27 protein-coding genes are annotated in these 21,470 nt (G+C 61.3%); 12 read left to right on the top strand and 15 right to left on the bottom strand.

All coding sequences use genetic code 11. From position 1 onward, the window contains the following. Position 1 precedes the first annotated feature (1 nt). From NKG59_RS24355 to NKG59_RS24325, 7 genes are all read right to left on the bottom strand, one after another. Positions 2 to 925 carry a DUF1259 domain-containing protein gene (locus NKG59_RS24355; protein ID WP_253542359.1) on the bottom strand — a complete coding sequence of 308 codons (924 nt, stop codon included), beginning with the start codon at positions 923 to 925 and terminating at the stop codon, positions 2 to 4. A gap of 230 nt (positions 926 to 1,155) precedes the next feature. After that, the gene (locus NKG59_RS24350) at positions 1,156 to 1,461 is read right to left on the bottom strand and encodes a hypothetical protein (protein WP_253542356.1); all 306 of its coding nucleotides are present in this window, start codon (positions 1,459 to 1,461) and stop codon (positions 1,156 to 1,158) included. A 16-nt stretch (positions 1,462 to 1,477) separates the two neighbouring features. Next, complete coding sequence (locus tag NKG59_RS24345; RefSeq protein ID WP_253542353.1) at positions 1,478 to 1,879, bottom strand: hypothetical protein; 402 nt, start codon at positions 1,877 to 1,879, stop codon at positions 1,478 to 1,480. 22 nt (positions 1,880 to 1,901) lie between these two features. After that, on the bottom strand, positions 1,902 to 2,363 hold the full coding sequence (locus NKG59_RS24340) for a chromate resistance protein ChrB domain-containing protein (RefSeq protein ID WP_253542350.1): 462 nt from the start codon (positions 2,361 to 2,363) through the stop codon (positions 1,902 to 1,904). Between the two features lie 39 nt (positions 2,364 to 2,402). Continuing rightward, the gene (locus NKG59_RS24335; RefSeq protein ID WP_253542347.1) at positions 2,403 to 2,993 is read right to left on the bottom strand and encodes a superoxide dismutase; all 591 of its coding nucleotides are present in this window, start codon (positions 2,991 to 2,993) and stop codon (positions 2,403 to 2,405) included. An 18-nt stretch (positions 2,994 to 3,011) separates the two neighbouring features. Continuing rightward, complete coding sequence (locus NKG59_RS24330) at positions 3,012 to 4,208, bottom strand: chromate transporter (protein WP_253542344.1); 1,197 nt, start codon at positions 4,206 to 4,208, stop codon at positions 3,012 to 3,014. A gap of 22 nt (positions 4,209 to 4,230) precedes the next feature. After that, positions 4,231 to 5,193, bottom strand: coding sequence for a chromate resistance protein ChrB domain-containing protein (locus NKG59_RS24325; RefSeq protein WP_253542341.1), 963 nt, complete (start codon positions 5,191 to 5,193; stop codon positions 4,231 to 4,233). A 170-nt stretch (positions 5,194 to 5,363) separates the two neighbouring features. Between NKG59_RS24325 and NKG59_RS24320 the strand changes: the two genes are divergently transcribed. Continuing rightward, positions 5,364 to 5,666, top strand: coding sequence for a hypothetical protein (locus NKG59_RS24320; protein ID WP_253542396.1), 303 nt, complete (start codon positions 5,364 to 5,366; stop codon positions 5,664 to 5,666). A 560-nt stretch (positions 5,667 to 6,226) separates the two neighbouring features. After that, positions 6,227 to 6,760: a DUF2867 domain-containing protein gene (locus NKG59_RS24315; protein ID WP_253542338.1), complete on the top strand. Its 534-nt coding sequence runs from the start codon at positions 6,227 to 6,229 to the stop codon at positions 6,758 to 6,760. Between the two features lie 195 nt (positions 6,761 to 6,955). Here NKG59_RS24315 and NKG59_RS24310 read toward each other — a convergent pair whose 3' ends face one another. Continuing rightward, positions 6,956 to 8,323, bottom strand: a complete 1,368-nt coding sequence (locus NKG59_RS24310) for a sensor histidine kinase (RefSeq protein WP_253542335.1) — start codon at positions 8,321 to 8,323, stop codon at positions 6,956 to 6,958. Beyond that, the gene (locus tag NKG59_RS24305; protein ID WP_253542332.1) at positions 8,323 to 9,003 is read right to left on the bottom strand and encodes a response regulator transcription factor; all 681 of its coding nucleotides are present in this window, start codon (positions 9,001 to 9,003) and stop codon (positions 8,323 to 8,325) included. The genes NKG59_RS24310 and NKG59_RS24305 overlap by 1 nt, the downstream gene beginning before the upstream one ends. Before the next feature lie 210 nt (positions 9,004 to 9,213). On the opposite strand from NKG59_RS24305, the gene NKG59_RS24300 reads away from it, so the two are divergent. From NKG59_RS24300 to NKG59_RS24290, 3 genes are all read left to right on the top strand, one after another. Next, positions 9,214 to 9,600 (top strand): thioredoxin family protein, encoded by a 387-nt coding sequence (locus NKG59_RS24300; protein ID WP_253542329.1) that lies wholly within the window; start codon positions 9,214 to 9,216, stop codon positions 9,598 to 9,600. 42 nt (positions 9,601 to 9,642) lie between these two features. Beyond that, positions 9,643 to 10,371, top strand: coding sequence for a cytochrome c biogenesis CcdA family protein (locus NKG59_RS24295; protein WP_253542326.1), 729 nt, complete (start codon positions 9,643 to 9,645; stop codon positions 10,369 to 10,371). 96 nt (positions 10,372 to 10,467) lie between these two features. Beyond that, on the top strand, positions 10,468 to 11,427 hold the full coding sequence (locus NKG59_RS24290; RefSeq protein ID WP_253542323.1) for an alpha/beta hydrolase: 960 nt from the start codon (positions 10,468 to 10,470) through the stop codon (positions 11,425 to 11,427). Between the two features lie 152 nt (positions 11,428 to 11,579). Here NKG59_RS24290 and NKG59_RS24285 read toward each other — a convergent pair whose 3' ends face one another. Further along, positions 11,580 to 12,095: a GNAT family N-acetyltransferase gene (locus NKG59_RS24285; protein ID WP_052672892.1), complete on the bottom strand. Its 516-nt coding sequence runs from the start codon at positions 12,093 to 12,095 to the stop codon at positions 11,580 to 11,582. 256 nt (positions 12,096 to 12,351) lie between these two features. Here NKG59_RS24285 and NKG59_RS24280 point away from each other — a divergent pair, with 256 nt between their 5' ends. The 3 genes from NKG59_RS24280 to NKG59_RS24270 all read left to right on the top strand — a co-directional run bounded on the left by NKG59_RS24280 (position 12,352) and on the right by NKG59_RS24270 (position 14,430). Then, complete coding sequence (locus NKG59_RS24280; RefSeq protein ID WP_253542320.1) at positions 12,352 to 12,735, top strand: c-type cytochrome; 384 nt, start codon at positions 12,352 to 12,354, stop codon at positions 12,733 to 12,735. Between the two features lie 450 nt (positions 12,736 to 13,185). After that, on the top strand, positions 13,186 to 13,470 hold the full coding sequence (locus NKG59_RS24275; RefSeq protein WP_024977305.1) for a hypothetical protein: 285 nt from the start codon (positions 13,186 to 13,188) through the stop codon (positions 13,468 to 13,470). Positions 13,471 to 13,569: 99 nt separating this feature from the next. Further along, positions 13,570 to 14,430 (top strand): transglutaminase-like domain-containing protein, encoded by an 861-nt coding sequence (locus tag NKG59_RS24270; RefSeq protein ID WP_253542317.1) that lies wholly within the window; start codon positions 13,570 to 13,572, stop codon positions 14,428 to 14,430. 14 nt (positions 14,431 to 14,444) lie between these two features. On the opposite strand, the gene NKG59_RS24265 is transcribed toward NKG59_RS24270, so the two are convergent. Then, on the bottom strand, positions 14,445 to 14,705 hold the full coding sequence (locus NKG59_RS24265) for a hypothetical protein (protein ID WP_253542315.1): 261 nt from the start codon (positions 14,703 to 14,705) through the stop codon (positions 14,445 to 14,447). 339 nt (positions 14,706 to 15,044) lie between these two features. Between NKG59_RS24265 and NKG59_RS24260 the strand changes: the two genes are divergently transcribed. Further along, positions 15,045 to 16,010 carry a dienelactone hydrolase family protein gene (locus NKG59_RS24260; RefSeq protein ID WP_253542313.1) on the top strand — a complete coding sequence of 322 codons (966 nt, stop codon included), beginning with the start codon at positions 15,045 to 15,047 and terminating at the stop codon, positions 16,008 to 16,010. Between the two features lie 109 nt (positions 16,011 to 16,119). After that, positions 16,120 to 16,863 carry an alpha/beta fold hydrolase gene (locus NKG59_RS24255; RefSeq protein ID WP_253542312.1) on the top strand — a complete coding sequence of 248 codons (744 nt, stop codon included), beginning with the start codon at positions 16,120 to 16,122 and terminating at the stop codon, positions 16,861 to 16,863. 78 nt (positions 16,864 to 16,941) lie between these two features. On the opposite strand, the gene NKG59_RS24250 is transcribed toward NKG59_RS24255, so the two are convergent. Beyond that, on the bottom strand, positions 16,942 to 17,400 hold the full coding sequence (locus NKG59_RS24250; RefSeq protein WP_253542310.1) for a MarR family winged helix-turn-helix transcriptional regulator: 459 nt from the start codon (positions 17,398 to 17,400) through the stop codon (positions 16,942 to 16,944). Positions 17,401 to 17,463: 63 nt separating this feature from the next. Between NKG59_RS24250 and NKG59_RS24245 the strand changes: the two genes are divergently transcribed. Both NKG59_RS24245 and NKG59_RS24240 read left to right on the top strand, forming a co-directional pair. Next, on the top strand, positions 17,464 to 17,757 hold the full coding sequence (locus NKG59_RS24245) for a DUF1330 domain-containing protein (protein ID WP_253542308.1): 294 nt from the start codon (positions 17,464 to 17,466) through the stop codon (positions 17,755 to 17,757). Further along, positions 17,754 to 18,161, top strand: coding sequence for a hypothetical protein (locus tag NKG59_RS24240; RefSeq protein ID WP_253542306.1), 408 nt, complete (start codon positions 17,754 to 17,756; stop codon positions 18,159 to 18,161). The genes NKG59_RS24245 and NKG59_RS24240 overlap by 4 nt, the downstream gene beginning before the upstream one ends. A gap of 21 nt (positions 18,162 to 18,182) precedes the next feature. Here NKG59_RS24240 and NKG59_RS24235 read toward each other — a convergent pair whose 3' ends face one another. From NKG59_RS24235 to NKG59_RS24225, 3 genes are all read right to left on the bottom strand, one after another. Further along, positions 18,183 to 18,803 carry a c-type cytochrome gene (locus NKG59_RS24235; protein WP_253542305.1) on the bottom strand — a complete coding sequence of 207 codons (621 nt, stop codon included), beginning with the start codon at positions 18,801 to 18,803 and terminating at the stop codon, positions 18,183 to 18,185. A gap of 39 nt (positions 18,804 to 18,842) precedes the next feature. Next, positions 18,843 to 20,183, bottom strand: coding sequence for a hypothetical protein (locus NKG59_RS24230; protein ID WP_045206739.1), 1,341 nt, complete (start codon positions 20,181 to 20,183; stop codon positions 18,843 to 18,845). A gap of 265 nt (positions 20,184 to 20,448) precedes the next feature. Further along, complete coding sequence (locus NKG59_RS24225; protein ID WP_253542394.1) at positions 20,449 to 21,378, bottom strand: LysR family transcriptional regulator; 930 nt, start codon at positions 21,376 to 21,378, stop codon at positions 20,449 to 20,451. Between the last annotated feature and the right edge of the window lie 92 nt (positions 21,379 to 21,470).

Raw genomic sequence — 21,470 nt, 5'->3', positions numbered from 1 at the left:
GCTACTTGCGTACGCCGGCCTGCGCGTCCAGAGCCTTCTTCACGCTCTTGGCCAGATCGGCTGCTTCGCCTTTGCCCCAGTAGTGCAGGAACATGTAGCGCGGTTGCTCGTGGGTCATGTGCTGATGGATGGCGACGATGTTGATGCCGTCGGCGCGCATTGCCTTCAGCACGGGCTGCAGCTCGTCTTCCCGCATCACAAAGTCGCCATCGACGACGGCTTCCTTGTCCGTGCCGGCAAACGCAGCCCAGGTATTGACGCCCATTTCGTTGCCGATCGGCGTGCCTTGCATAGTCCCGCGAGCGCCAATCACCACCTTCAACATGCCGTTGCTGGCTTGCCCTTTCGTACCCAGGATGGTTTCGAGGGGTGCCGACGTGATCTTGTTTTCCGCACCGATCTTGCCGGGGAAGTTCGTGGCCGGGGCAGCATTCGCAGCACGAATCTCGGCGATCTTGTCGTAGACCTTTTTCACGCCTGCAGCCAGTTGTGCCGCGTCGCCCATACCGCCGATGTGCATGAAATACACCTTGGGCCGGTCGAAGAAGAAGTGGTTATGCAGCGCCGTCACTTCCAGGCCGGCATCGAGGGCGGCACTCATCGCAGGGTTCACTTCATCCTCGAACACGACGGTGTCGCCCATCAACATGACATGGCCGCCGCGCGCCGGGGTGAATGCTGCCCAGGAGGTCAGGCCCATGAACGGCGGCATGGCGAGACCGTCGACTTGGATTGGCACATCGGTGCGCGGCTTCGACACCTTGAAGACGTTTTCGCGTTCGGAGAAGGTTCCTTTCAGGCCGGTGATCTGCTCAATGCGAGCGGTATCCAGAGCCGCGTGTGAATCCGGCGGCGCTGCGCTGGCAATCGTGCAAGCACAGAGGGCTGCGGCAAGAGCGAGCGCGGTACGGTTGAGCAATGACATCTGACACTCCGGGGGTTGGGGCGGGGAAGGTTTCGGTCAGTTGAGTGGTTGGACGTGGAGGAATCCGTGCATGGGCAATAGCACGGCTGCGTACCCGTCGCAGAAGCCGGGCAACGCCCGGCCTACGAGTAGCGGCAACGCGCCGGCATTGATGCTCGGGGGGATAGAGCGCGCGCGAACCAACGCCGAGCGGCAGCCACAGCAGGGGTGGTGGGTTGTGACGAACGGTCTCAGTCATCGTCGTCATCGGCGACCTGCTTGCCGTCGTCACCAATGACAACCGTTGATTTGTCGCTTCCGCTGCCAAGCGTGACCTCGTAGCGGACGTGGCCGTTTATCGTTTGTTTCTCGATTTCGCCGATTGCACGGCCACCGGCTTGCTGGTCAATCGTCGCTTTGACAGCGGCGGGCACCTGCGCGACGCTGACCACCTCGGTGCTGCGCTCTCCAAAAGGGTTCTTTTTACAGCCGGCGATCGTGAGACTGACCGAACATACGAGAAAGGTTGCGAAGAGGAGCCGGGTTCGAGTGGACATGGCATGCTCCGATACGTCATCTGTTGACCAAATCCCCCTGCGCAAAGCCGTTTCCATTGCGCCGATATTCGATTGCGTGGCCATGGCGCCAGACTTCGAAGCAGTCCTCGGCCTGCGGCTTGCCCTTGCCGTTTGAATCGCCAATGCACAGGTCGCCGTCACGCACGTGCCAGCGGCCGCCCAGGACCTGTCCGTGCATGACGGACTCGACGGTGCCGTCGGGCTTGAACTTATCGGACCAGTGCGTGCCATCTGTGATGGTCTTGCCAACGATCGCCTTCTTGAGTTCAGCGCCGCTCAGGTGCTTGAAGCCTTCTTCGGCCAAGACCGGAGTCGTTGTGCATAGCATCGTGATCGCCGCGCTGATGCCGGCGCTTTGCAACTGGCCGCGCTTCAAGGTCAGCATGATTCGCTTCATGAATATCATTCCTTCGGCTCGCTCAGGCAGGCATCTTGGGCGGCCATTTGTGCGTTTCCGCTTGGCAGTGTCGACACCATGCATAGAGCGCGTCGTACATCACCAAGCCGTGCTCCAGCATCTCGTGGTCATCGGCAAACATCTGTGACAGTCCGAGCGAGATGGCGTACAGACCGCTGGACTGCGGCGTCAGATCGAGCCTTGACGTGTCCGCGCCGCGAACGATGCCCGCCAGCTGCTGCAGCGCTGGATCATCGCCAAGGTGGTATTTGCCGAGAAACGCATCGAAGCTACACAGCTCGCCGACATGGGTAAGCTCAACGCCGGGAATGTCGTACGGAATCGCGCCGGTTTCGTTGGCGATGCGCACGACGTCACCGGACGGCACGTACAAGAACTCCGGCGTCTCGTCGATGAAGCGGGCGATTAGCCAGGGGCAGGCAATGCGGTCGATTTTCGGGCGCTCCCGCGTGATCCATTGCATGACAACCTCCGCAGTGTTTCGTTGATCGAAAACGAAGGGCTAGCGCTGTACGGCCGCCAGGCGTTCGGCAACGCGCGCCCAATGCACGTTCTGCATGAAGGCGTCGACATAGGCAGCGGCCTTGGCACCGTAGTCCATGTGATACGAGTGTTCGTACATGTCGAGGGCCAGGATGGGCGTGCCACCCGCCAAGGTGTGCGCGTGGTCCGACGCCCACTGGTTGACGAGCCGGCCGTCGCGCGGCGAGTAGGTCAGCAATACCCAGCCCGAGCCGCCGCCAAGCGCCTTGCCCATCGCCGTGAACTCGGCTTGCCAGCGTTCAACTGAACCGAAATCGCGCGCGATGGTTTCTTTCAGGCCACCGTCCAGTGGCCCGCCATCGCCGAGGCTGTCGAAGTACACCTCGTGCAGGATCATCGAGTTCGTCGCAATCAACTCCTCACGCTTCAGGCCGTTGAGCACGAACACTGGAGCAGTCGCCACATCAAGCGCAGCAACGTCCGCCGTGATGGCGTTCAGCCGTTTCACCGCACCGCCGTAGTTGTTCTCGTAGTGGCTGACGATCAGCTTCTCCGACAACCCAGACAGCCTGGTCGGATCGCATGCCAGCGGCTTCACTTGGTAGGTCATGAGAGCCCCCTGGATGACTTAGTGATGGAGTAGCGGATACACCGCCAGGCCAATCAGGGCGGCGCTTGCCACGATGACTGGCTCCGTCAGCTTCTTGAACTTGAGCAGCAGCACGACCGTGATGAGTGCCAGCAACACCGTCGGCACATCGACGATCGAGCGCTTGGCCAGCACGATCACCGCGCCGGTGATGGCGCCCACGGCGGCTGCCGTCACGCCATCAACGAACGCCAGGATGCCGGGCAGCTTGCCGTACTTCTTGAAGTACGGTGCGGGCAAGATGGTGAACAGGTAGCAGGGCAGGAAGGTGGCTGCGGCGGCCACGCAAGCGCCCGGCAACCCTGCGATCAGGAAGCCAATAAAACCCACGGTGATGACGACAGGGCCCGGTGTGATCATTGCCACCGCGACGGCATCGACGAACTGTTTGTCGTTGAGCCAGTGGTGCTCGGTGACCACGCCGCCATACAGGAACGGCACGATGGCGAGGCCGGAGCCGAAGACGAACGCGCCGGCCTTGGCGAAGAACACGCCGATTTGCGACAGCACAGGCCAATCGATCGCGCTAACGATGCCGCTTGCGGCAGGGATGGGCGCCGCCGCGATGGCGTTCAGCCGGCCTTGACGCAGCCACTTGGGCGGTGCACGCCAGAACCAGACAAGCACGCCACCCGCCAGGAACAGCCACGCGACTTCCGATTCGGTGATGACCGTCACCGCTGCCAGTACCAGGTAGACGAACCACAACAGCTTGTCTTTGCCGACGCTCTTAGTGGTCAGCTTGTAGGCGCTGATGGCGATGATGCCGATCACGGCCGCACCGACTCCATAGAACACCGACTGCATCCACGTCAGGCCGCCGAAGCGTGTGTAGGCCCAGCCGAGCGCCACCACCATCAGGAAGGAGGGCATCACGAACGCGATGCCGATCAGTGTGGCACCCACGATTCGGTAGTGCACATAGCCGAGATAGATCGCCAGTTGTGCGGCAAGCGGCCCTGGGGCGAGCTGGGCGAGCGCGAGGCCTTCCTTGTAGTCGCCCTCGGTGATCCACTGGCGCGTATCCACCAGATCGCGGCGCATGTAGCCGGCGAGTGCAACTGGGCCGCCAAAGCCCAGAGTGCCGAGGCGCAGGAAGTAGAGCACCAGTTGCAAGAGCGTGTAGCTGGGCCGATCTGCTTGGGGCGCAGCCTCAATTGATTGGGGTGTGGTCATCGTCGGTTCCAGATGAGCGGGATTACGGTTTGCGTGCAGAGGAGAAATGCATATAGAGGGAATCGAGCACGGTGCCGACCTCAGCGAGCAACGCATCGTCGTCGGCCAGGCGCTTGCGCGCACCTGCCAGGACAGCCTCGAAGCCCGCGGCTTCCGGTGCTGGCACGCCGCCCACGTCCAGTGCGTGCACCATGGCGCCCAAGCGCGCGAGTCCGCGATCGTCGTGCAAGCCAAAGCTGGCCAGGAGTACCTCGAACGACACCTTGTCGCCGACATGGGTGAATGTCGCACCGTCGAAGTCGAAGCCCAGCGCATCGGCCGGGCAGTCGGCCGGGCTTTCGAGCCAGACGAACCGGGCATGCGGGTCGATGAAGCGCTGGATCAGCCAGGCGCTGGCTACCCGGTCGACCCACAGGTGCTGGCGTGTCGCCCACAACCGGCCCTGGTACTGAGCTGGGTCGCGTCTTGGAATGTTGCCGCCACTGGCCTGCGGCTCGCCAGGCGATTGGATTGCTTCAATGGCGGCCGCAAAATCCCGCCATTGCGCGGCAGCAAGGGTGGACGCTTCATTGGGGAAGAAGTCGATCTGACGAATTGCCTCGTACGCACGTGCGTGACGCCGCTGCAGTCGATTGAGCTCGGCTGCGGCTAGATTTGGCAGTGTCTTGCGCGCTTCGGCCAGTTCAGCGAGCCAGTCGGTGTAGTCAGCGGAGCGATCGAACAACGCTTGATAAGCCATTGCCTCGCCCACGCCCTGCGCTTGGACATGAAGCAACCACGCTTGACCGTCCTCTTGCACAACTTCGTCTGCAAGTTCACGCAACTGCGCAGCTTGTTCTGTGTGTGCTGGCAGCAGGTAGGCACCGTCGCGCAGGGCCGCGCAGCCAAGGGCCTTGACCGCGCGCCATACGCGCATGCGCACCGTGGCGCCAGCCGTCGGCAGGCTGACAACGAACAGAAGCCAGGATTCAGGATTAGGAACCATGACGGCAGCATAGGCAGCCGTACGGACCACTGCAACGCTGTAGAGATCGCTACAAAGTGCTGTCTCGTTACCCAGCTTGCTTTGTGGATTCGCTTGCTCGAACGTTGTTGCTTTGCTGGTCTTCGCAGGTACGCTTCCCACCTTCCAGCAACGGTGTCGAAGCACCCAGACTGAGATCCGACCTTCAATCTGAATCTGGAAAGGGGAAGTCGATTGGCGAGATTAGCGCCATCGCAGCGCAGGCGTATCTCAAGCGCACGCGCACCGCCATGTGCACACACGGCCAATGCCGCCCGGGCATGCTGCGCCAACAGCTTCAACATCTGTCCGCGCACGCGTTCCCGCCGGCCTTCATCAAAGGCTTTGTGGACGCGATTGATGCGGACGTATCGATGTCGCTCGGGGGCCGCGATGTCGATCCGCAAACGCGGGATGTATTAGCTGCCGTAGAGCGGCGAGGCTACGGCCAATAAAAACAGATTGACGCATTCCCGTGACGGGCGGGAATGCCGAGTAGTGCATTCGCTGCTGGATTTGCTCGCCTTCGGCCATGAGTGGCCGCCAGAGCCCTAGACATCAGTCATGGAATTGAAACGTACTCAATCCAAAAAGGCGGCAGATAGCCAAGCGTTATGCCCACGAACACGGCGATGGAATAGCCGAGTGCTCCTACGTGCAGATGTACTGCGACAAGTACGCGGCCAAGCACCGAGAAACAAATCTGCCAAAGCCGTGGGAACCGAAACAACTTCGGTTCAATGTCTGGCACCGATTGCGCCTATAAAGAATCCTGCGGCGCCGAGAAAGAGCACGTTCCGAAGGGAGTACTTGGCGCACGAAGGGCTCCTCTGAGCCAACAAGCGCCGCGGTCGTCGGGCGGCAATCGGCCATCAGCAGCCTGCGGTGGCCGTCCGTTTTCGGGCAGACTCTCGGCAAGCCATTGATCGAGATACGGCCACCGACCGCAGCACACACTCTGACGACAGCCGCCCGCATCGATGATGCCGCTGGCACGACTAGACTGCTGGACACCATGAACCTACCCCGGAACACGACCTCGACCAAAGCGCGCGCCGTGCCCATGCCGAGCAACAGCGTGCTAGCGCCGCTTTATGCGGGCGCGGACCTTTTGGATGCCTTCGCAATTCGACTGCCGGCGGAGGCCAGCGATGATCTGGAGGTATTGGCACGCGCCGCGTTCGAGCGGCAGGCGTGGTGGATTCGTGCGCTCACGCGTGTCCGCGATGTGGCGATGGCGACAGTCGGCGTCAAATCGTCTCGCGCCGTCGGTCTTGCCGGAGCGGCGCGTGGGCCGGTTATCGGTTACTTACCGCTGCTGTCAAAGAGCGCGACGGAGTTGATAGTGGGCGCGGATGACCGGCATCTCGATTTCCGCGCCACCATCCAACTTCGCGCCGATGCGGCAAATGGGCGCGAGCTGCTCGCGGGGACGGTGGTGCATTGCCACAACAGACTGGGGCGTCTCTATCTTGCGACGATTGCGCCGTTTCATCGCGTGATTGTGCGGGCGAATTTGGAACGGGCAGTAAGAGAAATGAGGACTTGAGCACGCAGTGGCGGTAGCGGCAGGTTGCTTTAGCGGATCACGAACGTCCGGTTTCGGGCAGGCGATTCACCACGTCCACCGGCTCCTTTGGGTCGGAAGTGGACGGCCGTAGGCAGTGCCATCATCGACCGGTTGAATCCGCAGCCGACAACGGACAGTCTGCCGGTCGGCTACTGCGCGCGAGCAGAACAGCTATCAGCAGGACCTGTACCGTGCGCATCCAAGCCGCACGCGGAACAAGCTTCCTTGGCCATCCCCTGATTCCAGTTCGATGATGCCGTTGTTGAGCTCGACCGCCCACTTTGCTATGGCCAACCCCAGGCCTGCACCGCCGGTTTCTCGCGAGCGGTCTGCATCGATGCGATAAAAGCGCTCGAAAACGCGGAGGTGATGCTCAGCGGCAATACCTGGGCCGTTGTCACGGATCTCAATCACCGCGCAGTCCGGCATGGCATCAACACTCGCCTCAATACGGCCCCCATGCTGGGTGTAGCGGATCGCGTTGCTGATCAGGTTGAACAGCGCCTGCTGAAGCGTCGCCGGATCCACCATCGCTTCGACCCGCTTTGTGCTTGAGCACACGAGCGTTTGTTGCCTCTCTTCGGCCAGCACCCGCAGATGATCGGCTACACCGGCGGTCAACGCGGTGAGATCGCACAAGGTTCGCTGCAACGGCAATGCTCCGGCTTCAGCACGCGTGAGCATCAACAGCCCGTCGAGCAGGCGAACCAGGCGGTCTGTTTCTTCCAGGATGCTGCTCATGGCGTCGGCCTGTCGCGCGGCATCTTGCGGGTGCTGCAGCGCGTTCTCGCCAACGCTACGAATCACCGTCAGTGGCGTGCGCAGTTCATGCGAAGCATCCGCGGTAAAGCGGCGCAAGCGCGCAAACGCATCTTCCAGACGTTCCAACGTGTCGTTGAAGGCCGTGGCCAAGCGATTGAACTCGTCGTCAGGGCCATCGGCGGGCAAACGCTGCGACAGGTTGTCAGCCGATATTTCACCCGCCATGCGCGCCATCTTGCCAACCGGAGCAATCGCCCGCCCGGCGAGGATGTATCCGCCAACGAGACTGATCAACAGTGCAAACGGCAAGCCCACCCAGGTCATCAGAATGAGCTTGCGCTCGATGACATAGGTTTGTTCCATGTCTTGCGCCACGGTCACCCGGTATGCCACGCCCGCGTGCTGGGTCATGGCAGTGCGCAGGTAGTAGTGGCGGCCATTGGAGGCTTTCTCGACACAGTAGGGGTTGCTGGGGTCTGAGGATCTGGCGTTCAACGTGCTTACCTGCCAGGCACGCGTGGCCTGCGCCGGCTGCCCAGATGCTGCGATGCGCGCGAGTATTCCGGTATCGCGCAAGCCCGCGCTGTGCAGGCCGCCTTCTTCACGCAGCATTTGCTCGACTTGCTCGACGTCTCGGTCTACCTGTGTGCGCAGCAGCACCATATTGCTCGCACGCGTGAGCAGGAAGACGCAACCAGAAAACACCAGGCAGATCAGCGTGAGCGAGACCGCGTACCAGAGCGTCAGGCGCTGCCGCACGCTACCAGCGCCGACTCGCATCAGCTGGCGTGGCGCAGGATGAAACCCACGCCGCGAATGGTGTGCAGGAGCGGGTGATCGAACCCGGTATCAACTTTCTTGCGCAGGCGGGCAATGTGCACATCAATTACGTTGTCCAGCGGCGCCGCTCGCGGCACGTCCTGCCAGATGTCGCGCACGATCATGGCGCGCGTGACCGTGCTGCCGCGATGGCGCACCAGACATTCGAGAATCTCGAACTCCTTCGCGGTCAGGTCCAGCAGCCGACCGTCGCGCGCTACCTCGCGCGTCACCAGGTCCATTTCGAGCCCCGCGTACTTGAGCTTGAGTGCGGGCTCGGCCGCTCCCCGCCGCAACAGTGCGCGTACCCGCGCGAGCAGTTCCGGCAGTGCGAAGGGCTTGACCAGGTAGTCGTCTGCGCCGCTGTCCAGGCCGTGCACGCGGTCTTCTACCGTGTCGCGCGCCGTGATGATGATCACCGGCGTGGCTGCATCGCGTGCGCGCAGCGTCGAGAGGATTTCGATACCGCCTCGCCCTGGCAGCATCAGGTCGAGCACCACCAGATCAAACGGCTCGGTGCCCAGCAGGAAGAAGCCTTCCTCTCCCGTGCTGGCCACGCGCACGTCGTATCGCTCGCTTTCAAGGTGTTCCTGAATCGCCTGGGCCAGCTTTTTTTCGTCTTCAACGACAAGGATGCGCATGGTGTTTTTTGCCGAGCCCCCGGGGCATTGCCTGGTCGGCGGATTCTACCTTGCGAGGCCTCAGCCTCTTCCTGAATTCTTCGTCAGAAAAGCTTCAGTTGTGAGGCGTTGGTGGGCCCTTCTACGATGCGTCCGTCGACTAGGCATGCAAGCCCCTCGCGCTGCCGCAGCGGCATTCCAATCACGATAGTTCAACCACTGGAGTACACGATGGCCTTGATTACTCGGAGCCTTGTTGCGTTTGTTTTGCTGCTGTCTGGTGTCTTTGCCCATGCTGGCGAGCAGGCCTTTGACCAGAAGTCGTTTGACGACCTGCGTGCAGCAGGCAAGCCAGTTGTGGTGCATGTGCATGCGCCCTGGTGCCCGGTGTGCAAGAAGCAGGCGCAGGTGATTTCTGCGCTGGAATCCGAAGACCGATTCAAGAGCCTGACGGTGATGCGCGTCGATTTCGACACGGAGAAAGCCGTGCAGGCTGCGCTCAAGGTCACCTCCCGCAGCACCCTCATCGCCTTCAAGGGCGAGACCGAGCTCGGCCGCTCTGTGGGGGACACCAACCCTGATTCCATTGCCGCGCTGCTGGCTAAACCGCTGCAGTAACGCCGCCATGACCGCAACCCGCAACCGATAGACAGGAACGACATGGAATTCGGACTGGGAACCTATGGCCTGGGCTATGTGGCCGGAGTCTTGTCGACCCTGTCCCCTTGCGTGCTGCCGCTACTCCCCATCGTGTTGGCGGGCGCGGCATCAGCGCATCGCTGGGGCGCAACTGCGCTGACGGCGGGCCTGGTGCTGTCGTTCACAGCGATGGGAATGTTTGTTGCCACGGTTGGAGTCACGATCGGGCTGGATGCAGAGGTGCTACAGCGCATTTCGGCATGGCTGCTGGTGGCGGCGGGCGGCATGTTATTGCTGCCCGCTCTGCAGCGGCGCTTTGTGATGGCCACTGCCGGTGTTGCCAATGTTGGACAGAGCTGGTTGTCTGGCCTCGACGTGGGCGGGCTGCGCGGGCAGTTCTTTGTGGGCCTGGTACTGGGCACCATCTGGAGTCCCTGCGCGGGGCCGACGCTGGGGGCCGCAATCGCGTTGGCCGCGCAGGGGCGCGACCTTGGCAAGATCGTGCTGCTGATGATCGTGTTCGGCCTGGGAGCCGGCACCCCCCTGATGCTGCTCGGTACGCTGTCAAACGCCACCTTGGCGAAGCTGCGCGGGCGGTTGCTGTCTGCGGGCAGACTGGGCAAGCCGGTGCTTGGCGTCATCCTCATGGTGCTTGGTGTGATGACGTTGACTCGGGCCGACCAGCATCTGGAAACCTGGGTGGTGAACTGGTTGCCGGCCTGGGCGGTGGATCTGACCACGCGCTTCTAGGAATCGGTCTCCGATGGTCTCTACGTGGAGGCGTCGAATCTCGCGCGGTTCTCGACACTGCACCCTTTGCGCAAAATCAGTTCACCGGAATTCAGAATGTCTATCCGCCACACCTTCGCCTGTAGCCTTTCGCTTGTTGCCCTGCACGCGGTGGCCCAAGTTCCGCCCGAGATCGGCGGCAAGCTCAACGCCATCGGTCACGCCGTCGACCTACCGGCTGTGACCGCGTTGTACGCACCCACTCTCAAGCATCAGTCGTACGTGGGCACGCGCGTCACGCGCGAGGTGAGCTACGGCAAAGATGCCGCGCAAAGGCTCGACGTGTTCGCGCCAGACACGCCCGCCACCACACCACGCCCCGTGCTGATCTTCGTGCATGGTGGCGGTTTCGTCTCGGGGGACAAGCACACTGCCGACAGCCCCTTCTACGACAACGTGATGCTGTGGGCCGCACACCACGGCATGGTCGGCGTCAACATCAACTATCGCTTGGCGCCGAAGAACCCGTGGCCGGTCGGCGCCGAAGATGTGGGGCTGGCCACGCGCTGGGTACAGGAGAACATCGCTGTGCACGGTGGCGACCCACAACGCGTCTACCTACTCGGGCACTCAGCGGGTGGCACGTTGGTCGCGTCGTACGTTGGGCAACAGCAATTTCACGGGCAGTCTGAAATCGGGCTAGCCGGGGTCATCCTCTTGTCGGCCGGCATCCTCGATCCAACCACCGCGGAGCCGAGCGCCCCACTTAAGGCGTACTTCGGTGATGACCCCCACCGCTATGCTGAGCGCTCCAGCTTCCAGGGTCTTGTGCGGACCCGCCTGCCCATGCTGGTGGCTGTGAGCGCGCTGGAGCCGCCGCCCTTCGAGCGCCAGGCGCTGCAGTTGCAGAACGCACGTTGCCGGCTGGACCGCTGCGCCTCGTTTGTCCGCTTGGCGGGGCATGACCATCTGTCGACCGTGTTCTCGTTCAATACGACGGACGAGTCTGTCGCCGATGCCGTTCTTGCTTTCATACGCGGCAGTGGTACCGCTCCGACCCAATCCGCATCGAACTAGAGCCGCTAATCTGCGCGGGGCCCCGGTTTTGTTAGCGGCTCTTAGCTAGCCGCGTGGGGTCACGGAACGGACGCTATCCCATGCTGGGCAAGCGTGAACTGGGCGAGCCCGACTTGTAGACAATGCCTTCCCCGAGATCCGGTTCCACAGCGTCAGATGAGATCGAGGCGGAAGAAGAGCGAGTTCCGGTCCACGTAGTCGTACTTCACTGGCACCTCAGTCTGAGGGATCTCCCGAAATCCATTTGCTTTGTAAAAAGCATGAGAGCGCGTTGCGATCGACGGCGTGTCGAGCACAATGGAAACGATGCCAGACGAGCGAGCGAACTCGATGACGGCGTTAAACAACTTCGCCGCACACTGCGTTTGCTTGCCTCTGTAGTCCGCCAGCACGAATAGCTTTTTGAGAATGCCGATGCCATTCGGTTTTGCCTGCAGGCCAATGGTGCCGACAACTCGGCCGTCCTGCGCCAGGGCGACCCAGAATTGCCCGCCAGTCGCGACGTAGTGCGTCTCGATGTCCAAGAGGTCTGGTTGGTCCTCAAGTGAAAGCCCCACCTTGAACTCAACGTTTTGCACGTAAAGGATGGTGTCGATGACCTGTTGCTGTTGCGTCGCATTGAAGAGCTCGACGTTGACGCTGGCGGCGTGCGCGCCTAATTCGGTCATACAAGGACTCCATAAATTTAAGGTACGGCTGTCTCCCCCTCGAAGGGGCGTGCCAGGATTTCGCGAAGAGGTTAATCAGCGGTAGTCGGTGAGCACGGACAACGCCCACATGCCTATTGGCGTTCCATTGGAACCTGCGGAACGATTCCATCAATTTGTTGCATCGACCGGTTGAATCCGCAGCCAACAACGGCCATTCCGCGCCTACGAGTCTATACTCCCGGGCCCGGCAATCTGCGTGATACGACAAGACCAAATGAAAGCAAGAGAACTGTTCATCGTTTTGCTAGGAGCGTTGGCGTTGACTCAACCATCACTATCCTTCGCGCAAAACATCAACGGGAAGAATCTCTACGCACAGAGATGCGCGATGTGCCACGGCGCAGATATCAAGGGCACGGGGCCACTGGCCAAGAAAAGCAATCCCCCCACGCCTGACCTCACGACCGCTGCGTTCAAAAAGCGACTCAATGATTATCCGGGCGTCATCGTCTCATCCGTAATACTTCGCCCGAACGGAGACCTGATTCCGAGAACCTTGAGGGAGAACGGCGTAAAGCTGGCGCCGCACTCCTGGACCGTTCAGGATTTTCGCGATTTGAACCAATATATGAGTGACGTGATTTCCAAAAGCCGATGATTGCGTATTGACCGTCGGCACATGCTCGCGACAGGCATACCGCGTGCTGCGCTTGCCGGGGTCCGGGGCCGGTGAGTGCGCCCTGCCAACTCGTTCAACGCGCGGGCGGATGAACGACTTGCATTGCTGACTTGGCAACCCGCAGCATCACAGCGCGCAATGCGACGCGCGGCGCCTCAAGAAATACCCGGGCCCACGATCCCGATATCGGAGTAGAGTGGGGTACGGATATCAGCGGGGCGCATTGTCGGCCCCGGCACAAGAGAAATTTGCCTCGCCTCTGATCGACGCGTCGCGGACGTTCTACCTCGATCCAGCCTCCCAAGCTGCCTCTCCGAGTCGTTTTTCCAGCACGGCTCGCACTTCACCCGCCCCCGGGCATTCTCGCCTTGCCATCAGAGCACCAAGGGCGTAGCCCGGCCCGCTCGCTTTTCCTATGGGAGATCCACCATGGACACCTACCCGACATCCTTTTACAAAGGGTTCGCGATTTACCCCCTGATTTACCCGTTCAACCCACCGCGCGAGTGGCACGAGAAACGCCCCGACCGCGCGTACAGCGTCTCGGTCGTCATCTGTCTTGAAGGCGAGACGATGGACGATGAGCGCTCCCGCGTCTTTCGTCTAAGAGGCGAGCCATGGGACAACGTAGGCGCTGCGAAGCGCGCGGCCACGCAGGGCGCAGAGGACATCATCAATGGGCTTGTGCCGGGCCAATCTATGGCTGGCGAGTAGACCGTCCTATGAGGTCAAATCCGAAGGTCTGTCCGGTGGCGCTCTCAAGGGCCACCGTCTACGCAAGCGACCCAGCCATGCCGGGCGTCAGGAGTTCGAATGGTTCGAATGCAGTACTCAATCTGCCTGGCTTATGAGATTCGCGATCAGGCCGCAGACTTCATCTTCAATTTTCACGCGGCGCAGACCGCGCGCCAGACAATCGTTGCTGAATCGCTGCAACTGACCCCTGCAATTCCGACCACGCTTCAGACGGAATCGACCTTACTGAATCGTCATCTACGGGTGCGAGCACCGCGCGGCCATCTCGCCATCAACTATGTGGCCACCGTTGATATGCGCCACCTGCTCACGCCACCGCAGTCACTGTTTGAGGTTCGTATTGCGGATTTGCCGCTGGATGTTATTCCCTTCCTGGCGCCCAGCCGCTATTGCGAATCCGACCGCCTCATGGCATTTGCGCGCCGGGAGTTTGGCGGGTATCAGCGCGGGTATGCGCTTGTCCTTGCGATTCGGGATTGGGTCTGCCGATATGTGCAGTTCATCCCGCTATCCACGAGCGAGCAAACCTCTGCGGTGGACACATTGGTGGATCGGCATGGCGTATGCCGGGACTACGCCCATCTGATGATCGCGTTGTGTCGCGCGCTAAGCATTCCGGCCCGTTTTGCGACGAGCGTCAACTACGGAGCCGACCCTGCTCTCGGCCCAAATGATTTCCACGCATTTGTAGAGGTGTACCTGGGCAACCAGTGGAATCTGCTCGATCCATCAAACGGATCGATGCCCATGGGGCTCCTGCGGATTGGTACCGGGCGCGATGCTACTGAAGTGCCCATCGCCATGATCTTTGGCGATGTTGAGCCGACCCGTCCTCGCGTCGAGGTTCAAGCGCTCACTAGCGCTGAGCCGAAGGCCGATATGCCAATGGCGACTGACCAAGCAATCTGCACTTGGTAAGGCACCTGCGCTGCCTACCATTCCTGCGCGGCCGGAGGAACATCCTCGGGGCCAAGAATGACGTCCACCGCGGCGCGCCCTGCCACCTCTCCTACCAAGTGCGCCCAACGCTTGGAAAAGGGTCCCCCATGAATCTTGATCCGCTTGCCCAGCGCTATCACGCCAGCGGTCTCAATGGGTCCTTCGATCCGGAACCACAGATCAAACATGTCTTCAGACGTCTCAACGAGATCCACATGAATCTGAAAGCCGCGATACTCGGTGGTGCGTGTCATATTGCCTCCGGGGTGCGCTATTTCCTTGCGCCAGGTTCTCAGCCCTAGCTTCAGAACACGTCCCGCCGTAAAGGGGTGAACCGCCTTAGGCTCTTATCGTTCCTGCTGCGAACGCAGCGAAGAACGGCAAGGTCGGCATCGAAGGCTCTGCACTGACTGCCGAGTGCGCCGACAGGGCCAGCGCCTGATGCCCAATCTACGCGCATTGCGGTCGGGCTTGGGACTTATTTCGTCAGCACGCTGAGAAGGCGACTTCAGGGCATTATTCGAATCGTCGGAGCGAGATCCGATTTCGCGCGGTACGCTCAAAACCGAAGGCTGACGCCAGGAGGATAGGCAATGAAGTGGTTGACTGTTTTCGCCCTTGCCCTGTGCTGCTGGGCCACCGCATCGCACGCGCAAAGCGGTGATATTGCAGCGCATGTTGAAGTGCATGCGATTCCGTCGTTCACGCTGTCGGACACTCAGGTCTTGACCGGCAGCAAAGATGGAAAGCCCGTGATGGTGGGCGGCGTGCTGCGCCTGGCCCAGGCGAGTGGCCGCCAGCCGGCGGTGGTGCTCATTCACGGCTCCAGCGGCATTGGCCCCAACATCGAGATGTGGGAGCGCATATTCAATGCCATGGGCATCGCCACCTTCGCCATCGACGGCTTCACTGGGCGAGGCATTGTTTCGACCAGTCGTGACCAAAGCCAACTGGGTCGGCTGAATCTCATCATCGATGCATATGGTGCGCTTTCCGTGCTGGCGCAGCATCCGAGAATCGATTCCAAAAGGATCGTGCTGATGGGCTTTTCGCGAGGCGGGCAGGCCACGCTGTATGCGTCAATGCGCAGGCTTCACCGGCTGTGGAATACCAGCGGTGCGCGCTTCCAGGCATACATTCCGTTTTATCCCGACTGCATGACGCGCTATCGCGACGACACCGACGTCGATGCCCCCATCCGGGAGTTTCATGGCGCTGCGGACGATTACGACCCGCCCCAAAAATGCGCGGCTTACGTGGAGCGCCTGCGCAAGGCCGGTAACGACGTCGCCATGACGGTGTACCCCGATGCGCCTCACGCATTCGATCTGCCGTTAGACATGGCACCCACAGTTGCCAAGGGCTCGCAAACCGTGCGCGCGTGCGAGATTGCTGAAGACGAGAAGGGGATATTGATCAACCTCGCCACGCAATCCGAGTTCACGTTCAAGGATGCATGCGTTCAATTGGGCCCGCATGTCGGAGCCAACGCCCAGGCACGCGAAGCTGCCATCCGTGACGTTCGTGCGTATCTGAGCACGCTCTTCTCACGGCAGTAGATTCAGGCATCTGCATCACCTTTTTTCCGCTTCCACCGTGCGAGACCCGTCTATGAAGGCATCCCCACGCTCCAAGGCCGCTTTGCGATGGCTAGAAGCTGCAGTCATCATGTTCGGACTGACGGCCAGTCTATTCACCGCAACCAGCGAGGCAAAGGAAGTGCAGCACTCCATCAAGAACGTTGTCCTGGTACATGGTGCGTTTGCTGACGGATCCAGTTGGTCTGAGGTCATCGCAGCACTGCAGCGCAAGGGCTATCACGTGACCGCTGTTCAGAACCCGCTCACCTCTCTGGCAGACGACGTTTCTGCCACCCGCCGCGTTCTTGCCCGGCAGTCGGGAGACGTCATTCTGGTGGGGCACTCGTATGCCGGTGCCGTGGTGACTGAAGCGGGGAACGCAGACAACGTCAAAAGCATCGTCTACCTCTCTGCGCTGGTACCGGACAGCGGAGAATCCGTGTCCGATCTGCTGACGCGCCTGAAGGCGCCCATGGATGGCCTGAAGCCCGACAATGAAGGCTTCATCTGGCTCGACGACCCGGCAGCCTATCGCGACGTCATGGCGGGCGATGTGCCCGAGCCCCGTGCGCGCATTCTTGCTGCTACGCAGGTCCCTATTTCCGTATCTGCCTTTGCAGGCAAAGTCTCTCATGCGGCTTGGCACGACAAGCCAACGTGGTATCTCGTGACTGAAGAAGACCATGCGCTCAAGACGCCAGTGCAGCGCACGTTGGCCCATCAGATCGGAGCCCGCGTGACGACAGTGAAGTCGAGCCATATGTCGTTGGTCTCACACCCCGCCGTGGTGGCCAATCTGATCGATCGTGCCGCGAAGGACGCGCAGCACTAGAGCGTCGGCGGGTTAGAAACTGAGGTGCACCCAGCGCGGCGTCGACGCGATGTTGCGCCGTGAACAGGCGGGAAGCCCTTACGCCCGCGAGGACTCTGCGGCGTTGGCCAGTTTCGCCATTGCCTGCGTTGCTGAACGAAGCTCCTTATCGCCCATCTGACCGGCAAGTTCTGCTTTGGCTGAACTCCACACCGGGAGCGCATTCGCCACGAGTCGACGCCCGGATGTCGTGAGGGTCAACTGCTTTCCAGCTCGGCCGCGTCCGCCAGTGGCGTGGACCAAATCCCGGCTTTCCAGATTCTGGACAGATCGGCTGAGGGTAGTGGGGTCGACTCCGGCTTTATCCGCTAGCTCAACCAGCGTCGTCCCCTCGGCTTCACCGATACCAACCAACAGGCTGAACTGCTCCGCCGTTAGCCCGAGCGGCTTGAAACAGGCGTTGTAGTAGCGCGTGAGTGCGCGCGCCGTTGCGCGTGCCTGGAAGCCCGGACACTCCGCAGCAACGTTCTTCAAAGCCTCTGGATCAAAACCCTTCATGCCTACCCCGTTTGACAATCCTGCCTTCCCTTAATAATGTATATGCATTATTTAGGAGGCACAATGCCGGCATACGTACACGTCAATCTACGCATCATCGACTCTGCCAAGCAGGCGGCGCTTGCTCCGCGCTTTCAAGCTGCGCTGCAAGAGGCGGGTGGGCGAATCTTGCATTTCGGCCCTGTCGCGCAGGTTCTGGAGGGCGATGAAGCGCCGTTGCCGATGGCCGGTGTGTTCGAGTTCCCGACGCTGGCCCAAGCGCTAGCTTTCTACAATTCCGAGACCTATGCGCCGATCAAGGCCGATCGGCAGGAAGCCCAGGAATCGCGGATGTTCGTTGTCGAAACGCTGTCGTGATTGACGGCTTCCGGCCAGAAACGTACGTTCCCGGTACGCTCGAAAAATGCAAACCACTGCGGAGGAAGGATGCTGGCGAACTGCTGGGGCTACGCTCAAACATGACGATCGACGAGCTTCACTCATTCTTGAGCAGCACGTTCGATTTGGTCACCGACCCAGTGGAGCGGGGCAGCGCTCACACATACTTTCTCGGCAACGTGGTGTGGCACCCGTCGGCGACCACACGCATCCTTCATGTGGGGTGCGGGGTGAACAACCAGGTCAGCCACATCAAGCTGTGCGTCTCGTCGGACAACAATAACAGTGTGTTTGTACGGTTGCCCGTGACTTGGCCGGAGCTTGAGCAGATCGTGGCCAACGAGATTTCGCTGCAGGCGGGCAACCGGCTGCTGAGTACCTAAGCCGGTTGGTTCTGCACCCCGCTACTGAGCCTGCAAAAACGCAGCAACCGCTTTCGCCTGGTCGTCTGACAGCGTGTGTGCAACGGCGCTCATCACGGGAGCGTTGGCGCGCGTGCCGTTCTTGAACACCGTAATCTGCCGTAAGAGATAGGCGTCATGCTGGCCCGCCAGCCTCGGGAAGGTTGCGTTGCCCTGCGCTTGGGCCCCGTGGCACGACGCGCATGCTGGTACGCCGTCCGCAGGCAGGCCGTGCTCGAAAATCTCTTTGCCGCGCGCCATCAGTGCAGGGTCACCTGCAGGGCCGGCAGGTGCTGTCTGCCGCGCATAGTATTCGGCCAAGGATGCAATGGTTGCGTCGTCCAGCTGCGATGCGATACCCCACATGAAGGCCTGTGCATCGGTCTCACCCCGGCCACGGGTGCGGAAGCCTTTCAACTGCGCTTCCAGGTACTGCGGCATCTGTGCGTCCAGGCGCGGGAACATCGGCGCTTCGCTCTTGCAGTGCACCCCATGGCACGAAGAACACAGCTGCGCGGCAAGCTTCTCGCCATCTTGCGCACCCGCCATGTTCGACCAGCCGATCATCGCCAACGCTGCCAGCGCGGTCAGCCAGACTCGCCTGGGCTGATGGAATCCTTTCATGGCGTTCTCCCCCCTCGCATCTTCGCGCGTGACCTACGGCTAGAACATGAACCAGCCAAGCAGGTAAATCGTGTTGTTGTCGACCGCGTTTCTGCCGTTGCCGTCGTAATTGGCATGGGCGCCGTTGAACTTTAGGAACCACGTGTACTGCAACGCGAGCCTGATCTGCGGATGCGGTAAATAGTCCAGTTCCAGGATCACGCCTTGTGTGTCTGGTCGCCCGTTGGCGCTGCCCGTCACAGGCGCTTGGGCGTACAGGCCGGGGTCTGCGTTGCCTGTTGTTGAAAAGTACGCGACCGACCCCCCGTACTTGCGCTGGTAGTAGTACGACGCTTTGGCTTTGAAGGTATCGAGATGATCGGTTGGGTTGGCCGGAGTGGGGCCCGCGCCGATGCCACCGCTCGGGAAGCTCGCCCGCCAGTTCTGTTGCTCGTGGATCCATGCCATCTGCGCCGTGAACGCATGGGTCATGGTCAAGTACTGGTACTGCGCGTCGAGCGCATAGTCTTTGAAGCGATCGGTCGGTGTGCCCGGCATGGTGTTGTCGGGATACCGGTTGGCCAGCAAGCCGAATGTGCCGAACATGACCGAATGCGAGCCCCACTCCTGGTTGTATGCCAGACGCCAGTACGGGTTCGCGCCGCTCAAGCGCGCAACGCCGCCCGGGGTTGCGGTGTCCTGCCCGGCACGGAACACAGAGAAGGCCTGATCGGCAGTCCGATAGGCGCCCAGTTCTGCGTAGATATGGCGTTGCCAGAATGCGTATGCGCTGGCGCCTACCACCTGCTGCGCCAGGGCGCCGTCGACAAGGGTGCCCGCCAGGGGAGGCACGCCGATGCTGGGCGCCGCATAGGGATACCCGAAGGCCGGCGTGCTGTTCCACACGTCAGACACCGTCGGGTTGTTGTTGACCGTGACGCCGTAGATGAACTCGACGTCCTCGCGCGTGAGGTGCCATGCAGCGCGGATATCGGTGTTGTCCAGCGCGCTGTGGTGCGCAATACCGTCGTACGTCCACTGAGCGAAGGCACCCACGGGCCCCGCAATGCGTCCAGCGTAGAACAGGCTCACCTGCTGCGGAACCGTGTCTCCGTTGCGAACGAAGTCGAAGTTTTCCTGATCGATCGTCCGCGTGTTGGTGCGCGAAATCTGCACCATGCCCGAGAGCGGAATCGTCTTGTTGTTGGCCAGCGTATAGCCGGTCATCTTGAAGAAGCGGCCGAAGGGTGTCAGTTCAGGAAAGCTGACGTGGCACGCCATGCATGCCATCCCGGTCTGACGGGCAAAAGCCGGTACCGCACTGGCTTGTCCCGACCACGCCAAAAGCGCACCGATCAGCAGCCCCGTGAGCGCACGGAGCGCAGTAATGAGACGTCGCATGGTGTCCCTCCCCAATGTTTTTCTTCGGTTTTTTCACCAGCACGTACGACCATGAAAGGCGCTATGGCCGCAGCTGTCAAACCTTCCGGGGGCATTCGCCTGATGCGGATCAACATTTTTTGAGCGCCACAAGACACGGGCTTGCCTGCAAAGAGAAGCGGCGCAACGGTTGTACGTTTGCGCGCTCAAAGAGGGGTGGGCGGCGGACCAGTCGATCAGGTCGATCGGGTTGAAGAGGATTCAGCCAGAGTCGGTTGCCACCGCGTTACTCGGCTGGCGAACCTTGCGGCGAGTAGCTGGCGACCAGGGCCATACAGCGCTCCCGCAGGAAAGCACTCAGTGCCTTGATGGCGGGGGTCAGTTGCGCACGGTGGGCGCAAATCAAATGCAGCGGCGCGGGCTCGCCATATTCCTGCGGAAAGATCTCGACCAACCGGCCGGCCTTCAAATCGTCGATGAGGTCCAGTCGCGATTTATAGAGCAGCCCTTCGCCTGCGATGGCCCAGCGGCGCACCGCATCGGCATCGTCGCTCACGCGATTTCCTGTGACCGCCACCGTGCGTTCGCCGCTGGGTAGCGTGAAGCGCCAGCGTTCATGGACTTGCTCGCTCCAGATATACCGAAGGCAGTTGTGGCGCCGCAGGTCGTCCACCTTGGCCGGTGCGCCATGTTGTTCGATGTACGACGGTGCCGCGCACAACGCACGCCGGTTGTTGTCGAGCAGTTTGATGGCCAGCAGGGATGAATCTGGCAGCGCCCCGTAGCGCACGGCAAAGTCCAGCGGCTGGCGGATGAGGTCGGCTGACCGGTCGCTCAGTTTCAGGTGCACCGATAAACCGGGGTGCTGGTGCTGAAAATCGTCGAGCCACGGCAGGAGCAGGTTTCTCCCGAAATCGGACGGAGCAGACAGCCGCAGCGGGCCGGAGAGTGCTTCCCGGCCGCCGGCCAGCGCCTGTTCGCCTTGCTCCCGCGCGCCCAGCATGACGCGCGCATGCGGCAGGTAGCGCTCTCCGGCCTCTGACAGTTGCATGCTGCGCGTGGACCGTGTGAACAGGCGAGCATCCAGCGCCTTTTCCAGCCGCTGCACAGACGCGCTTGCCTGCGCGGGGGCGATGTTCAGTTGGCGTGCCGCCTCTGAGAAGCTGCCGGCGTCAGCCGTGTGCACGAAGATTTGCACGTCATCGAGGCGGATGATTTTCATTGAAATGCCGAAAGTGTTTGGGCGTGCGGCCCGTTTATCCGCATATCGCTGAAAGATAGCATGGCCCTCATTCACTTCCTGGAGAA

Source organism: Ralstonia chuxiongensis, assembly GCF_024158925.1.
Taxonomy (GTDB): Bacteria; Pseudomonadota; Gammaproteobacteria; order Burkholderiales; family Burkholderiaceae; genus Ralstonia; species Ralstonia chuxiongensis.
Note: the sequence above shows the minus strand (reverse complement) of the source record. Positions and strands in the feature narration are given on the sequence as shown.